At 57.7% G+C, this 16,147-nt stretch carries 14 protein-coding genes; 9 read left to right on the plus strand and 5 right to left on the minus strand.

Annotation, left to right across the window (positions count from 1 at the left end; genetic code table 11):
• Window positions 1-7: 7 nt before the first annotated feature.
• Together ACR0CE_RS07325 and ACR0CE_RS07330 are read left to right on the plus strand one after the other, a co-directional pair.
• Entirely contained in the window at window positions 8-1,690 is a 1,683-nt protein-coding gene (locus ACR0CE_RS07325; RefSeq protein WP_480831661.1) for a bifunctional protein tyrosine phosphatase family protein/NAD(P)/FAD-dependent oxidoreductase, read from the plus strand.
• Between the two features lie 135 nt (window positions 1,691-1,825).
• Window positions 1,826-3,562, plus strand: coding sequence for a SulP family inorganic anion transporter (locus tag ACR0CE_RS07330; protein WP_480831663.1), 1,737 nt, complete (start codon window positions 1,826-1,828; stop codon window positions 3,560-3,562).
• Between the two features lie 61 nt (window positions 3,563-3,623).
• Here the strand turns inward: ACR0CE_RS07330 and ACR0CE_RS07335 are convergent, their stop codons facing one another.
• The 5 genes from ACR0CE_RS07335 to ACR0CE_RS07355 are packed head-to-tail and all read right to left on the minus strand — an operon-like array spanning window position 3,624 to window position 8,423.
• Window positions 3,624-5,102, minus strand: a complete 1,479-nt coding sequence (locus ACR0CE_RS07335) for an aldehyde dehydrogenase (protein ID WP_480831665.1) — start codon at window positions 5,100-5,102, stop codon at window positions 3,624-3,626.
• 9 nt (window positions 5,103-5,111) lie between these two features.
• Window positions 5,112-6,146 (minus strand): LLM class flavin-dependent oxidoreductase, encoded by a 1,035-nt coding sequence (locus ACR0CE_RS07340; protein WP_480773523.1) that lies wholly within the window; start codon window positions 6,144-6,146, stop codon window positions 5,112-5,114.
• A gap of 3 nt (window positions 6,147-6,149) precedes the next feature.
• The gene (locus tag ACR0CE_RS07345; RefSeq protein ID WP_480481720.1) at window positions 6,150-7,067 is read right to left on the minus strand and encodes a flavin reductase family protein; all 918 of its coding nucleotides are present in this window, start codon (window positions 7,065-7,067) and stop codon (window positions 6,150-6,152) included.
• Complete coding sequence (locus tag ACR0CE_RS07350; RefSeq protein WP_480481718.1) at window positions 7,064-7,852, minus strand: alpha/beta fold hydrolase; 789 nt, start codon at window positions 7,850-7,852, stop codon at window positions 7,064-7,066. The genes ACR0CE_RS07345 and ACR0CE_RS07350 overlap by 4 nt, the downstream gene beginning before the upstream one ends.
• On the minus strand, window positions 7,824-8,423 hold the full coding sequence (locus ACR0CE_RS07355; protein WP_480481716.1) for an amino acid synthesis family protein: 600 nt from the start codon (window positions 8,421-8,423) through the stop codon (window positions 7,824-7,826). The genes ACR0CE_RS07350 and ACR0CE_RS07355 overlap by 29 nt, the downstream gene beginning before the upstream one ends.
• A gap of 107 nt (window positions 8,424-8,530) precedes the next feature.
• On the opposite strand from ACR0CE_RS07355, the gene ACR0CE_RS07360 reads away from it, so the two are divergent.
• The 7 genes from ACR0CE_RS07360 to ACR0CE_RS07390 all read left to right on the plus strand — a co-directional run bounded on the left by ACR0CE_RS07360 (window position 8,531) and on the right by ACR0CE_RS07390 (window position 16,142).
• A complete protein-coding gene (locus ACR0CE_RS07360) occupies window positions 8,531-9,403 on the plus strand; it encodes a LysR family transcriptional regulator (RefSeq protein WP_480481714.1) in 873 nt (290 codons plus the stop codon).
• A gap of 69 nt (window positions 9,404-9,472) precedes the next feature.
• A complete protein-coding gene (locus ACR0CE_RS07365; protein ID WP_480831667.1) occupies window positions 9,473-10,516 on the plus strand; it encodes a pyridoxal-phosphate dependent enzyme in 1,044 nt (347 codons plus the stop codon).
• Window positions 10,513-11,658, plus strand: coding sequence for a M24 family metallopeptidase (locus ACR0CE_RS07370; RefSeq protein ID WP_480831669.1), 1,146 nt, complete (start codon window positions 10,513-10,515; stop codon window positions 11,656-11,658). The genes ACR0CE_RS07365 and ACR0CE_RS07370 overlap by 4 nt, the downstream gene beginning before the upstream one ends.
• Window positions 11,655-12,365: a maleate cis-trans isomerase family protein gene (locus ACR0CE_RS07375; protein ID WP_480545704.1), complete on the plus strand. Its 711-nt coding sequence runs from the start codon at window positions 11,655-11,657 to the stop codon at window positions 12,363-12,365. The genes ACR0CE_RS07370 and ACR0CE_RS07375 overlap by 4 nt, the downstream gene beginning before the upstream one ends.
• Window positions 12,366-12,501: 136 nt before the next feature.
• Window positions 12,502-13,602, plus strand: coding sequence for an ABC transporter ATP-binding protein (locus tag ACR0CE_RS07380; protein WP_480486135.1), 1,101 nt, complete (start codon window positions 12,502-12,504; stop codon window positions 13,600-13,602).
• Between the two features lie 103 nt (window positions 13,603-13,705).
• On the plus strand, window positions 13,706-14,797 hold the full coding sequence (locus ACR0CE_RS07385) for an extracellular solute-binding protein (RefSeq protein ID WP_480481704.1): 1,092 nt from the start codon (window positions 13,706-13,708) through the stop codon (window positions 14,795-14,797).
• Between the two features lie 70 nt (window positions 14,798-14,867).
• Entirely contained in the window at window positions 14,868-16,142 is a 1,275-nt protein-coding gene (locus ACR0CE_RS07390; RefSeq protein ID WP_209504364.1) for an ABC transporter permease, read from the plus strand.
• Window positions 16,143-16,147 lie beyond the last annotated feature (5 nt).

The raw sequence follows: 16,147 nt of genomic DNA on the forward strand, positions 1-16,147 counted from the left end.
GGCACCCATGGACATCAGAAAGATATCAGGCTCAGTTTCGGTGTCGCCGCAGGTTACGCCAAATGACATCGAGGCGATAAAAGGCGCGGGCTTTCGTGCCATCATTTGCAACCGCCCCGATGGCGAAGGTGCCGATCAGCCGACATTCGAGGAAATCGAGATAGCAGCGGAGAAACTGGGTCTCGAGGTACGCTATGTTCCAGTGCAAACCGGGATCGTCAGGGACGAAGACGCCGATGCCTTTGGCCGCGCGCTGACCGAGTTGCCGGGGCCGGTTCTGGCCTATTGCCGGACCGGCACGCGTTCGGCCACTCTGTGGTCGCTGAACGAGGCGGCGCACAAGCGTCCGGTGTCCGAGATCCTGTCAGCCACCAAGGTCGCCGGTTATGACATGAGCGGCGTTGCCCGCCGCATTGCCAATGGTGGGAAAACGCCGACCGACACGGGCGACGCATCCTTCGACGTGGTTATCGTGGGCGGTGGGGCTGGCGGTATTGCCACTGCGGCCAGCCTGCACGAGCGCAAATCCGACCTGTCGATCGCCATCATTGATCCGTCTGACGTGCATTATTATCAGCCCGGCTGGACGTTGGTGGGCGGGGGTGTCTTCTCGGCAGAACAGACCGCCAAGACGATGGGATCCCTGATCCCGCGCGGTGTTAAGTGGATCAAGGCGGCAGTTGCGGCCTTCGAGCCGCAAAACAATGCAGTTATTCTGGATGGCTGTCGCGTGGTGAAATACGACCGTCTTGTCGTGTCTCCGGGGCTCAAGCTGGATTGGGGCGCGGTCGAAGGGCTGGAAGAAACCTTGGGCCGTAACGGGGTGACCTCGAACTACCGCTATGATCTGGCGCCCTACACATGGCAGCTTGTCGAAGGGCTTAAGGAAGGCCGGGCGCTGTTCACGCAGCCGCCGATGCCAATCAAATGCGCGGGCGCGCCACAAAAAGCGCTGTACCTGTCGGGTGATGCATGGTTCCGGCGCGGCGTTCTGAAGGATATCGACATTCAGTTCATGAACGCGGGCGGCGTGCTGTTCGGGGTCAAGGACTATGTCCCGGCGCTGATGGAATACGTCACAAAATACGACGCCTCACTGAATTTCTTTCACAATCTGGTGTCGGTAGATGGGGCGGCGAAAAAAGCGACCTTTAAGGTTGCAATGCCGGATGCCGAGCCCGAGTTGGTCACAGTCGAGTTTGACATGATGCATGTCTGCCCACCACAGGTCGCGCCGGACTTTATTCGCGTGTCGCCGCTGGCGGATGCGGGTGGCTGGGTCGATGTTGATCAGGCGACGCTGCGCCACAAGAGCTTTGACAATATCTGGTCGCTGGGCGACGTGATGAACGCGCCCAACGCCAAAACCGCGGCGGCGGCGCGTAAACAGGCACCGACCGTGGCCGATAATATCGTAGCAGACATTCAGGGCCGTGGCCCGGTTGCCGCCTATGACGGCTACGGTTCGTGCCCGTTGACGGTCGAGCGCGGCAAGATCGTTCTGGCCGAGTTCGCCTATGGTGGGGTGATGACGCCCAGTTTCCCGAAATTCCTGATCGATGGAACCAAACCCAGCCGGTTGGCGTGGCTGTTGAAGGAGAAGTTGCTGCCGCCGATCTACTGGTCTGCGATGCTGAAGGGCAAAGAGTGGTTGGCCAAGCCCGAACCATTGAAGGTGGCGACCGATTAACTCCTTTCGAAACTGACACCGGAAGAACCGGCGTAAGTTCTGGCCTGTCCCGCCTTCACCAAAAGTGCGACCGGCCAAGGTATGGCGGTCAGAGCCTCCCACGCTCTGGCCGCCGCTTTCTCAGGACGTGAACCCATGCAGAGCCTTTTACGTTTCCTTCCTATTCTTGACTGGGGTCGCCGGTATAGCCGTGCGTCGCTGTCGAATGATCTGATCGCGGCTGTAATCGTCACGATCATGCTGATCCCACAGTCCTTGGCCTATGCCTTGCTGGCAGGGCTGCCGCCCGAGGCCGGGATCTATGCTTCGATATTGCCGATCGTCCTTTATGCGGTTTTTGGCACCAGTCGGGCGTTGGCGGTGGGGCCTGTCGCGGTAGTGTCACTGCTGACAGCCAGCGCTGTGGGGCAGGTGGCCGAGCAGGGCACAGCTGGATACATGGTGGCGGCACTGACGCTGGCTTTCCTGTCGGGTGGGTTTCTGGTGCTGCTGGGCGTTTTTCGACTGGGCTTTCTGGCCAATTTCCTCAGCCATCCTGTCATCGCAGGTTTCATTACCGCATCGGGCATCCTGATCGCGACCAGCCAGTTAAAGCACATTCTGGGTGTCAGCGCCCATGGGCATACTCTGCCAGGGATGCTGGGCTCAATCTTCGAAAACCTCGGGCAAACCAATTGGCTGACGGTAATCATCGGCGTGCTGGCCACTGCGTTCCTGTTTTGGGTGCGCAAGAACCTTAAGCCCGCGTTGCGGCGCATGGGGGTGCCGCCCCTGCTGGCTGACGTGCTGACCAAGGCTGGACCAGTTGCCGCCGTGGTGGTGACCACGGTTGTCGTCTGGGGCTTCGGGCTGGATGCGCAGGGCGTCAAGATCGTCGGCGAAGTGCCTCAGAACCTGCCGCCGCTGACTTTGCCGGGGCTGTCCCCGGACCTCATCGGTGCATTGCTGGTGCCAGCGATCCTGATCTCGATCATCGGTTTCGTCGAAAGCATCTCGGTTGCGCAGACGCTGGCTGCCAAGAAACGCCAGCGCGTGGACCCCGATCAGGAGTTGATCGGTCTGGGCGCAGCCAACCTGGGCGCGGCATTTACCGGCGGCTTTCCGGTCACCGGTGGGTTCTCACGCTCGGTCGTAAACTTCGATGCGGGGGCGGAAACCCCGGCGGCAGGCATCTATACCGCTGGTGGTCTGGCGATCGCCGCACTGTTCCTGACACCGCTGGTGTACTTTTTGCCCAAAGCCACGCTGGCCGCGACGATCATTGTTGCGGTGCTGAGCCTTGTGGACCTGTCAATCCTGAAAAAGACCTGGGGATATTCGCGCGCCGATTTTACAGCGGTGGCCGCCACCATCGTCCTGACTTTGTTGGCCGGGGTCGAAACCGGCGTGGCCAGCGGCGTGGCAATTTCGATCCTTCTGCATCTCTACAAAACCTCGCGCCCACATGTGGCCGAGGTCGGGCTTGTGCCGGGTACGCAACACTTCCGCAACATCAATCGCCACAAGGTCGACACCGAGCCGTCACTGGTGACGCTGCGGGTGGATGAAAGCCTGTATTTCGTGAACGCCCGTTTCCTCGAAGACCTGATTCAGGCGCGTGTGACCGAGGGCTGCGAAATCCGCAACGTGGTTTTGATGTTCTCAGCGGTGAACGAAGTCGACTTTTCGGCCCTCGAAAGCCTTGAGGCCATCAACCACCGCCTGCGTGACATGGGCGTTGGTCTGCACCTGTCCGAAGTCAAAGGCCCCGTCATGGACCGCTTGAAACAATCGCATTTCCTCGACGACCTCAACGGGCAGATCTTTCTGGCCCAGTACGACGCTTGGCAGCGGTTGACCGCGCCGGAGAGGGTGAGAACGGCGGCAGAGTAACAGGAGCCGCCGCATTCAGATAAGCGCCCCTTGGGTTATGCTGATCGTGGTGCAGATCACCTCAGCGCATAACAAAGGGGTTCGACATCGGTTTGTCCGATGTATTCAGCCAAACGGTCTTGGTCCGCGTGTAATCGTGAATGGCCTCTATTCCCGCTTCCCTGCCATAACCGGATTGATTGAAGCCGCCAAAGGGCGCGATGGGTGAGACCGCGCGGTAGGTGTTGATCCAGCAGATGCCCGATTTCAGGCGGGATGAAACACGGTGAGCACGGGCGACATTTTCGGTGAAGATACCCGAGCCAAGCCCGAACGGTGTGTCATTGGCCAGTGTGATTGCCTCTTCCTCGGTGTCGAAGGGCAGCAATGACATGACGGGGCCGAACATTTCCACTTTCAGAGTCTCTGTCTCGGCACTGGCGCATTCCACCAGCGTTGGGGCCATGAAATGACCTGACCGATCCAGTGGCGCGCCCCCGAAACGAATACGGGCACCCTGTTCCCTGGCCTTGGCCAGTGTCGCCTGAATTCTGACAATCTGGGCATTGGTGCACAGCGGGCCAATATGGGTTTCAGGTTCCAATGGATCGCCGATGACTATACCCGTCATCTTTTCTTCGATTTTGGCGATAAGAGATTCCATAAGAGGACGATGGATCAGCCCGCGCGATCCTGCGACGCAGCTTTGACCTGAGGCGCCGAAATTGCCCGCGATCAGTCCGTTGGCCGCACCATCCAGATTGGCATCATCGAATACTATGATCGGGGATTTTCCACCCAATTCCAACGTGGTTACGGCAAAGTTCTCAGCCGAGTTGCGCACCACATGACGCGCCGTTTCCGGGCCGCCAGTGAATGCGATCCGGTCTACGTCAGGATGTCGGGTGAGAGGGATCGCACAGTTTTCTGCGTCCCCGGTAATGACGGAAACGACGCCGGGTGGGAATCCCGCTTTGTCGATCAAGCGGGCAAATTCCAGCATTGGGGCGGGCGCAACCTCTGACGCCTTCAGCACAACAGAGCACCCCGCGGCCAGAGCTGGCCCAAGCTTGGTAGCCGTGAGAAACATCTGCGCGTTCCAAGGGACAATTGCGACCACCACGCCAATGGGCTCGCGCCGCGTAAAGACATGCATGTCCGGTTTGTCGATCGGCAGGACCGCGCCTTCGATTTTGTCCGCCAACCCCGCATAGTAGCGGTAGTAATCGCCGACATATGCCGTTTGGGTCGCGGTTTCCGCTAGCAGCTTGCCGCTGTCCTTCGTCTCGATCTCACCAAGGCGTCCTGCGTTCTGTTCGATCAGTTCTGCAAGCCGGAACAACAGTTTGCCACGTGCAGTTTGTGTCATGTCCCGCCACGCCGGATCATCAAGTGACCGGCGCGCCGCGGAAACGGCGCGCTCTACGTCTTCGGGTGCGGCACAGGCGAAACTGGCCCATTCCTCACCCGTTGCCGGATTCAACGAGGCCATCACTTGCCCACGTGCGCCTTCGGTCCAAGTGCCGTCGATAAATAGCTGGTAATGTGGCTTCTGGTGCATTGCGGCCCCTCACTGAAACTTTGGCATTACATCGTCGATGAAACGGGCAAGGGATGCGCGTTTGCGTTCGAAGCTCATGCCGCTGTCAATCCAAAACGAGTATTCATCATATCCAAGGTCTTCATAGCGTTTCAGACGTTCTGTTACCCCGTCCGCCGTGCCGATTGTCAGATCGCGCGCCAGATTTTCGGGTGCCATCATTGCGTTGGCTGCCATTTCTTCTTCGGTTAGCGCCTGAATCAATCCCTGTCGGACTGGTCGCTTGTTTTGGAACCACGCGCCGAAATAGTTGTAAAACCGGGACAAATCCCGCGCAGCCTGATCCAGTTCAGTGTCATCGCGCCCGACATAGGTGTGGTGAAGCAGCATGATCTTGGGGCGCGCTCCGCCGTGATTGGCGCAGGCGGTCTCAAAGCGAGTCATCAGTGTCTCAATTTCTTCGATACCTTGCCACAGCGGGGTGACCTGAATGTTGAACCCGTTCTGAACGCCGAACTCGTGGCTGTTCGGATCCCGCGCGGCAATCCAGATGGGCGGGCCGCCGGGTTGCACCGGCTTTGGGGCCGAACTGGTGGCGGGAAACTGAAAGAACTCTCCGTCATGCGCGCAGTCGCCTTCCCACAATTTGGGCAGCAGAGGAGCTATCTCTCGCATTCGTTGACCGGCGGTCCATGCGTCCAGACCGGGCATAAGCCGCTCGTATTCATAAGAGTAGGCACCGCGCGCTATGCCCAGCTCGATCCGGCCACCGGTCATGATATCTGCTGCGGCTGCTTCGCCCGCCAGTTTGATCGGATGCCAGAACGGCGCGATCACAGTGCCGGTGCCAAGGCGCACGTTTTTGGTATGATGCGCGATATCCACCAGCGACATCAGCGGGTTGGGTGCGATGGTGAAATCCATCCCGTGATGTTCGCCAGTCCAGACCGCACGCATCCCTGCCTGATCCGCCATCTTGCACAGCTCGATGAACTCTTCATACAATTTCTCATGCGGCTCTTCGGGGCCCAGCCGTTCCATATGGGCAAAAAGGGAAAACTCCATTCTTCAGGTCCTTTCCGACAGGCTGTGCACATCGCCCCGCTGGGCGTCACCCAGATAAAGCGAGAAATTGCGGGTTCGGCTTTCCAGCGCAAAACGAGCCATCATTGTGGCGATGGGTGCTGACGCGTATGGCAGGGTCGCCAGTTCTTTGATTGCGATCTCCTGAAGCGTGCCATGCCGGGGCAGGGACGGCGCAGACGCAAGAATGTAAACATGATGCGTGTTGGCATCGTCATAGACGGAATACGCAACCCCAAGGCGTGCATCGACACCTTTAGCCGTCAGGTCTTGCACAAGGCTGTTTCGCAAATCTTGCCGATCTGACAGCGTGACTTGCGGCGGACGGAAACCGGCTTCTGTTCTCTCCAGCAAGACGTGCCCGTCCTGTTCGATGATTGCGCCGCAGACCACGTTTCGCCCGGATGGTTCCAGCGCGCCACGTTCCAGCCCGAGGCTGAAATACTGCCCGTTCGCATAGCCAAGCCCGGGGGCATCGTCCTGAGAATACGTTTCGACCTGACCGATCAAAACGCAATGGTCCCCGGCTTCGACAACCTGATGAGTACGGCAGGAAAACGTTGCGACTGCCCCTCTGATCAAAGGGACGTCGTGCGTATCAAAGCAGTGATCGACTTTGGCAAATCGATCACCTTTGAACCCGGCAAACGTATTGGATACATCTTCCTGCCCCTCGGCCAGAATGTTCACCGCGAAACGGGCGCAGGTTGCGAATTCGTGATAAGAAGACAGGTTTTTTCCCGGACAAACCAAAAGCAGCGGCGGGTCGAGAGAAACCGAAGTGAAGGAATTGGCCGTGAAGCCGAGTGGATTGCCTGTGTCATCGCGCGTCGTCACAACCGTCACACCGGTCATGAACCGTCCAAAAGCACGACGAAGGTCACGAGGATCAAGCGCGGTCATTGGCGCAGCTCACTCAGAAAGCTGGAAATGGCGGCGTTGACCTGAGGTGCATGCGTCATTGGCATCATATGTGCAGCGCCTTCAATGATTTGCGCGCGTCCGTTCATTGCGGTGTCCGCCATGGCGCGTGACATCTCCGGGGTCGAATTGGGTTCAAGACTGCCGGTTAGAAAAAGCGCCGGGCAGCTTAGTTTCTCCAACGCGTCGCGCTGAGGGCTCTGACTGTGGGCGAAGACGGAATAGGCCGTTTTATACGCAGCCGGGTCCATCGCCGTCAGCCAACTACGGCAGGCATCGCGCTCGGCCGAGGCGACGTCTCCGAACCATCGATGCAATGTGCTGGTGGGATCAGCGATCGTCTTGCCATCCAGCTGCGCCGCACGGTCGCGCACGGTCTGTGCCGCATTCGCGTCTCTCTCAAAAACCGCGTTCAATGCGACGATCCCACATACCCGGTCTGACGCTTTGGCGGCAAGATCCAGCGCGATCATGGTCCCCATCGAGTGGCCCACCAAAACGACCGGACCACTCAGGCAGTCCAGAACACCCCGTGCCGCTTCGGTGTACGCCGACAACCCCAACCTCATGTCAGCCAAAGGGCTGTTTCCATGTCCGGGCATGTCCGGAGCGGTCATGCAACCTTCAGAAGCCAGCCCGTCCAATTGCGCGCCCCAGGCTTCAGCCCGCAAGCCAACACCATGCAACAGAAGGATATTCTGACCCGAACCGGTCTGGATGGCCGCCAGCCCGCCGATCTCAGACCGCGGCCGGGTTGTCCAGGTCATGGCCCAAATCCTTAAGATCCTGATAGCGGTCACCGATACGGTGGTGCGGTCTGCCCGAGGTTGCTGCGCCTAATACGACCACAACTTCGTCATCGCGCGGTGCGTCAGAAATCGAGAACTGAATTGTCAGGTAGTGCGACCTCCGCCCAGCATCGTTTTTATCCATCAACGGCACCATGATCGGTGCGTTTGCCGGGCCACGTGTGTTGGTGAACGCCAGATAGGATTTCGCGCCGACGGCCTCTCGGTAGTGATTACCAAATCGCAAGGTGTGAATAAGGCCCGAAGCGTGCTCGACCTCACCATTCAGCCCGACCACAGCGGCTTTGCCATAGGCTTCGATTGCCTCTCCACTCCCGGCCAGTTTGATCATGCGTTTCGTCATCATCTCACCCAGAACAGGGCCATAGGCTTGTATCTCGGGTTTAAGGTCTTCCACAAACCGTCCTGCCCAGGGGTTGTGAACCACTGCGGCCACGGCAAACATGCGCCATGGGGTTTTGGCGGCTTGGAAGCCCTCGACAAGGACCTCCTCATCGTAGGTGACAATCTTACGTATTTCCGGTTGCATCAAAGCTCTCCTGTCGCGCTCGCAAACGTTAAAAACGGACAGGGTTTTTGACAAATGATTGAATTATGTGCTTTGCCATTAAAAAGACTAATGGACAGCTTGACCAAATGGGTAAATCTCTTCCACCACTGACCTGGTTCCGATCCTTCGAGGCGGCTGCACGAACGCTTAGCTTTACGGCGGCTGCCGAAGAGATTGGGTTGACGCAATCGGCGGTCAGTCAGCAGGTGAAATCGCTCGAAATGCGTTTGGGGACAGCTCTTTTTGTGAGGCACCCCAGAAGCTTGGCGCTGACGGATGCGGGGCGTAAACTATTGCCCGAGGTTGGCAGCGCGCTTGAAGCGCTTGCCGCGGCTGCCGGGCGCGTGGACGCCAGTGCCTCCGGAGACATCTTGACTGTCGCCACGTCTGTTAGCATCGCTCATTGGGTTATTGCCCCATACCTGTCAGATTTTACCAGACGCCATCCTGAAGTACGCGTTCGGCTTCTCAGTGCGATCTGGCCCGATGATTTCCACGCGTCTCACGCTGATGTTCAGGTTCGGTTCGGGTCAAAGAAACAGGTAGGGCATGGCGCTGTCCGACTGATACCTGACCGGCTGGTTGCTGTGAAATCCCCGGCAGTCGCAGGAGACGTGTTTGACCTGCCGCTGATCGAGGCTGTCGGGACATCAAGTGGGTGGGGCACATGGTTTGAAAAACAGGGCTTGCGCCGCCAACCCGGTGTTTTTGTCGATACATTTGGGATGGCCCTGCAACTGGCCGTTCATGGTAGCGGTGTCGCCTTGGTCAGCGAATTACTGACGACCCATGCGATTGCCGCGGGTCTGGTCGTACGCGTGCATGAATGTTCGGTGGACAGCAACGAAGGGTACTACCTTTCGTCCAACGCTGCCAATCCGGCTGCCCGGTTGTTTCACGACTGGCTGTTGGCGTTGGTTGCAGAACAGGCCTCGAATACCGTCAACGTCCCTGATTGACGTCAGACGTTGGTTGACAGTGTTCCACCGATGGGATCACGTCAACGGGCCTAAACTCAGGGGAGAAGTATGCAGGTCATCACCAATCCACATCGGGCGGGCCAAAAGCTTGCACCGTCTGCGCCGTATCCTTCTACAAACGCTGCCCGTGTTGAAGATTTGCTTTGGCAGTGCCCTGTCGCGAAAGAAACGCCGTTGGTTGATGCCAGGAAACTGGCCCCTGTCGCCCAGCTTTGGGTGAAGGATGAGCGGGCGCGGATGAACCTTGGTTCGTTCAAAGCTTTAGGGGCGGCCTATGTAATTGCGCGTCATGCGGCCGAGAGGACAGGTGAGCCGGGTGAACAAACTCTGGCAGGCGCAACCTATGTGACCGCCAGCGCCGGGAACCATGGCATGAGTGTTGCGGCTGGCGCCAGAATTTTCGGTGCGAAAGCTGTTGTTTACATTGCTGAAACTGTGCCCGAAACCTTTGCGGAACGTCTGAAAGGCCAAAAAGCCGAAGTTGTTCGAAGTGGTGCTGACTATGCCGCCAGCATGGAGGCCGCGAGAATGGCTGCCGACGAAAACGGTTGGATATTGCTGTCGGACAGTTCGTGGGAAGGATATTATGACCTGCCATGGACGCTTATGGAAGGCTATCTGCAAATGGCGGCAGAGGCTGTCAGGCAGTGTCCCGTGGTTCCGACGCATATTCTGTTGCAGGCAGGCGTGGGCGGGCTGGCCGGTGCCGTTGCTGCCTATGCACGACAGATCTGGGGCGACGCACCGAAGATCGTAGTGGTTGAACCCGAAGCGGCACCCGCGTTGCAGGCCAGCATAGCCGCCGGAAAATGTGTTTTCGCGGATGGCCCAGACAGCATCATGGGGCGTCTGGACTGCAAGGAACCATCGTTGATCGCGTTAAACGGATTGGCCCGCGACGCAGACCTGTTCCTGACCCTGTCAGACGACGATGTGGCGGCAAAGCTTGACGCGATGGCAAAGGCCGGGCTGGCCACCACGGCGTCCGGCGGGGCAGGCCTTGCGGCAGTGATGAACGAAACCGCGCGGAAAGCCATAGGGATCGACGAATACTCACGCGTTTTGTGCTTTCTGTCGGAGATCGCGGAATGAGGGGGTTCGATCAGGCAGAATTCGAGGCGCGTACCAAACGCGCGCAGGAGTTGATGCGAGTCGCGGATTTATCGGCGCTGCTGCTGACGACAGAAACTGATGTGCGCTACTTTACCGGCTATCTCACCCGATTTTGGGAAAGCCCAACCCGGCCATGGTTTCTGGTCGTGCCTGCCGCGGGCAAACCGGTGGCCGTGATCCCTTCGATCGGGGCCGCGCTCATGGGGCAGACCTGGATCGATGACATCCGAACCTGGAGTGCGCCCGACTTGCAGGACGACGGTATCTCGCTTCTGGCCGACGTCCTGGCCGAACTGACGCCCGTTTCGGGCAATATCGGGGTGCCGGATGGTCATGAGACACATGTGCGGATGCCCATGGCGGACATTGAACGCTTGCGCGGCGCTCTCGGTTCGCGTCGCATTACCGGTGATCAGAGTATCCTGCGCCGGTTGCGCATGATCAAATCCGAGGCTGAAATTGCGAAGATCCAAACAGCCTGCGATATCGCTGGACGCGCGTTCGCCCGCGTTCCCGAGGTTGCCCGCGCAGGAGTGCCTTTGGACATGGTTTTTCGCCGGTTCCAGATGCTCTGCCTTGAGGAAGGGGCCGATTGGGTGCCGTATCTTGCAGGCGGGGCAGAGCAGGGCGGCTACAGTGATGTAATATCACCTGCAACTTCGGCGCCGTTGGAACCTGGCGACGTGCTTATGCTGGATACAGGTCTGGTTTGGGATGGCTACTTCTGTGATTTTGATCGCAATTGGTCCGTCGGCCCAGCCCGGCCCGAGGTGAGATCAGCGCACGCCAGACTGGTAGAAGCCTCGGATGCCGCGTTCGAGATCGCACGGCCCGGTGCTACTGCCTCGGATTTGTTTCATGCCATGAACACGGTTCTGACCAAGGAGGCCGAAGGCACAGATGCGGGGCGGTTGGGTCATGGGTTGGGGATGTCACTGACAGAGTGGCCGTCCCTTATCCCGGCAGACCAGACCGTGCTGGAACCCGGCATGGTTTTGACGTTGGAGCCAGGCATCGCCGTTGGTACAAAAATACTTGTCCATGAAGAAAACATTGTCATCACCGAGGGCACCCCACGTTTTCTAAGCCCACGCATCGGGCCAGAGGTGATCGAGATATGACCCGGATCCATTACGCCCTTGATGAAGACGATCCCAAGGCCACCCCGCTTGGTCTGATCGTGTTGCAGACAGATGAAACGTTGGAGCCCGAATTCAGCTCGTATTTTTCGGACCGCAAGTATCCAATTTACGTGACGCGAATTCCCAGCGGGATCGAGGTGACGACGGAAAGCCTTGCGGAAATGGAGAAGGCGCTGCCGGCCGCCGCCGGATTGCTGCCCAGCGCGCGACCTTATCGCGTTGTCGGGTACGGGTGCACGTCTGCAAGCTCGGTTATCGGGTCCGACCGCGTGGCAGAACTTGTCAAACAGACATGCCAGACCGCCGAGGTTACAAACCCTTTGCGTGCGGCAACGGCCTGTGCGCGACACTTGGGCGTTTCGAAATTCGCGCTGCTGTCGCCCTATATTGAAGAGGTAAACCTTCCCCTGCGCCGGGCCTTTGCCCAAGGCGGAGTGGAGATGGATGTTTTTGGGACATTCGGGGAATCAGAAGAGGCCAAAGTTGTTCGGATTTCGGTGCAATCCGTCATTGACGCTGCCACAAAACTGGGCTCGGACCCGTCGGTTGATGCGGTTTTTTTAAGTTGCACAAACCTTCGCACGCAACAGGCTATTCCCGAGATTCGCGCGCGTATCGGCAAGCCGGTTCTGTCCAGTAATCAAAGTCTTGCGTGGCATATGCGTGCTCTGAACGAAGCCGGGTGAGCTGTTAAATCCCGATATTGTGTAACAAAATCAGGATTCACTGTTGCAATGTGAACATCGCTTGGTCTTAACTAACGGCTACAGATCAATGAAATCCGCAGAAGACGGATAATCATTTGACGTAACAGGGGGTCTTGTGGCCGATACAATGAACGACGCCGCGTTTGTCGAATTCCAACGCGTACAGAAGTCTTATGACGGCGAGAACCTCGTCGTAAAAGACTTAAACCTTGCAATGCCCAAAGGTGAGTTTCTGACAATGCTTGGGCCGTCAGGCTCGGGCAAGACGACTTGCCTTATGATGCTCGCCGGATTTGAAACCGCCACGCACGGTGAAATCCTCCTGGGCGGCAAGCCCATCAACAATATCCCGCCGCACAAGCGCGGTATTGGCATGGTTTTTCAGAACTACGCTTTGTTCCCGCATATGACGGTGGCCGAAAACCTGTCGTTTCCACTGGAAGTCCGTAAACTGGGCAAGTCGGAGCGGGATGAAAAGGTCAAGCGCGCACTGGATATGGTTCAGATGGGCGCCTTTGGTGGCCGACGTCCTGCTCAGCTGTCGGGCGGGCAACAACAGCGGATTGCTCTGGCTCGTGCCTTGGTATTCGAACCCGAACTGGTCTTGATGGACGAGCCATTGGGGGCATTGGACAAGCAGCTGCGTGAACATATGCAGTTCGAAATCACGCGTCTGGCCCATGAGCTTGGGATCACAACAGTCTACGTGACCCACGACCAGACCGAAGCGCTGACCATGTCAGATCGGGTGGCTGTATTTGATGACGGCCGCATTCAACAGCTGGCGCCGCCTGATCAGCTTTACGAAGAGCCGGAAAACAGTTTTGTCGCGCAATTCATTGGTGAAAACAACACGTTGGAAGGTGTTGTTAAATCAATTGACGGCGACACTTGCGTCGTACGTCTGGATGATGGCTCGGAAATCGACGCGGTTCCGATCAACGTCCACAGCGCAGGCGACCGGACCAAAGTTTCGATCCGCCCTGAACGTGTGGAATTCAACAAAGACCGACTGCATGCTGACGCACATACTTTGAAAGCAAGGGTCGAAGAGTTCATTTACATGGGCGACGTATTCCGGTTCCGCATGTCCGTTGCCGGAAACAACGAATTCATCGCCAAAACTCGAAATGCGCCTGACGCCGTACGCCTGACCCCAGGTCAAGAGATCGAGATCGGCTGGCTGGCACAGGATTGTCGTGCGCTCGACGCATAGACCAAACCGCGCGGGACAAGCGCGGTTAAGCTGAGGGACCGGCCGGTGAAAACCCGTGCATCGGCTGACCACCACATAAAACGGGATGAACTGGGAGTAACACATGAAACCAACCAAGATCATGCTCACTGCGGCTGCGATTGCGACGGCTGCGGGCACTGTTTCAGCCGAGGAGATGACCATCGTTTCCTGGGGCGGTGCCTATTCAAAGTCGCAGTTGAAGGCGTATCACGAGCCCTATTCGGAAAAGACCGGCATCACCATTCTGAACGATGACAGCTCGGCCGAAGCCGTTGCCAAACTGCGCGCAATGAACGAAGCGGGCAACATCACATGGGATGTGGTAGATGTTGTGGCCGCTGACGCGATCCGTCTTTGCGACGAAGGTCTGGCCCTCGAGATCGATTTCGACAGCCAGTTGGCCGCAGCTCCGGATGGCACGCCCGCCTCTGAGGATTTCGGCGACCTGCTGGTCAGCGACTGCTTTATCCCGCAGATCGTCTATTCGACCACATTCGGCTACCGCACTGATCTGGTCGGTGACACCCCGCCGACCGACATCTGTGCAGTGTTCGATCTGGAAACCTATCCGGGCAAACGTTCGCTGGAGAAGCGTCCGATCAACAACATGGAATGGGCGCTGCTATGTGATGGTGTCGCCAAGGATGATGTCTATGACGTTCTGGCGACTTCGGAAGGTCAGGATCAGGCCTTGGCCAAGCTGGGCACCATCAAAGACAGCGTTGTCTGGTGGTCTGCTGGTGCGGACACGCCACAACTGCTGGCTGACGGCGAAGTCATCATGGGTTCGACCTATAACGGCCGTCTGTTCAGCGTGATTGAAGAGCAGAAACAGCCGGTTGCAATGCTGTGGGACGCGCAGGTGTTCGATCTGGATGGCTGGATCATTCCTGCCGGTCTGAGTGATGAGCGCAAGCAGCGCGCGCTGGACTATATCATGTTCGCAACCGACACTCAGCGTCTGGCGGATCAGGCCAAGTACATCTCGTACGGTCCGGCCCGCGCCTCGTCGGCTCCGCTGGTAGGTCAGCACGCCGATCTGGGGATCGACATGGCCCCGCATATGCCGACCGATCCGGAAAACGCCAAGAACACGTTCTTGTATAACTACGAGTTCTGGGCAGATTACCGTGATGACATCGACGCCAAATTCCAGGCGTGGCTGGCGCAATGAGCGTCTGATTTCATGACACAGTCGGGGGCGGTGCGCCGCCCCTGAACCAAGACAGATCCAAGGGGCTCCAATGACTGACGCAAGCCAAAATGCCGGACCCATGCTGGCAGCGGATGGAACACCGCTCAAGCTATCGCTGGCACGCTCGTTGCGGCGGCAAAAGCTGCGTGCCTTGCTGTTGATCGCTCCTTTGCTTCTGTTCGTTCTGTTTTCCTTTATTGTTCCAATAGCTGCGATGCTATTCCGTTCAGTAGAAAACAACATCGTCTCTGACACTCTGCCTCTTACCGTCGAGGCGCTTCAAAACTGGGATGAACAGTCTGGAGAATTGCCGGGCGAGGGCGTGTATGATGCCTTTGTGCGGGACATGATTGTTGCGATTGACAATAAAGAGCACACACGGCTTGGTTCGCGTTTGAACTACGAAGAAACCGGTATGTCTTCGATGTTCCGCAAGTCAGGTCGTCAGATCAAGAAACTGGATCCTGAAACGGATGGTCCGTTTAAAGAGCAACTAATAGATATTCACGACGGATGGGGCGATACACAAACGTGGCGCGTGATCAAAACCCATTCGCCGAAGATCACCAACGGGTATTTTCTCAATGCAGTAGATATGCGCAGAACCCCCGACGGCGCGCAGGCACAACCCGAAGACAAGCAAATCCTTGTTAAGCTGTTCGGTCGAACGCTGTTTATGTCTCTGGTAATAACGGGTGCCTGTATCCTACTGGCTTATCCGGTCAGCTATTTGCTGGCGACGTTGCCGATGCGTGTCTCAAATCTGCTGATGATCCTTGTGCTTCTGCCGTTCTGGACGTCACTGTTGGTGCGGACGTCGGCGTGGAAGGTGATGCTGCAACAGCAAGGCGTGATCAACGAAACGCTGGTCTGGCTGGGGTTGGTGGCTGACGATGCACGACTGGTGATCATCAATAACCAGATCGGTACGATCACCGCAATGACGCATATCCTGCTGCCATTCATGATCCTGCCCATGTATTCGGTGATGCAGACCATTCCGGAATCCTACACGCGTGCCGCGAAATCCATGGGTGCGACCAACTGGACGACGTTCTGGCGCATCTACTTCCCGCAATCTATTCCGGGTATCGGCGCGGGTTCAATCCTCGTGTTCATTTTGGCGATTGGCTACTACATCACGCCTGAAATCGTGGGCGGTACCAAAGGTGTCTTCATCTCGAACCGGATCGCCTATCACATCTCGTCCTCACTGAACTGGGGACTGGCGGCGGCGCTGGGAACGATACTTCTGGCGGTCGTTCTGCTGCTCTACTGGGTCTACGACAAGATCGTGGGCATTGATAACGTGAAGCTGGGATAATCGAC

It is taken from the genome of Ruegeria sp. L11, from assembly GCF_056531755.1.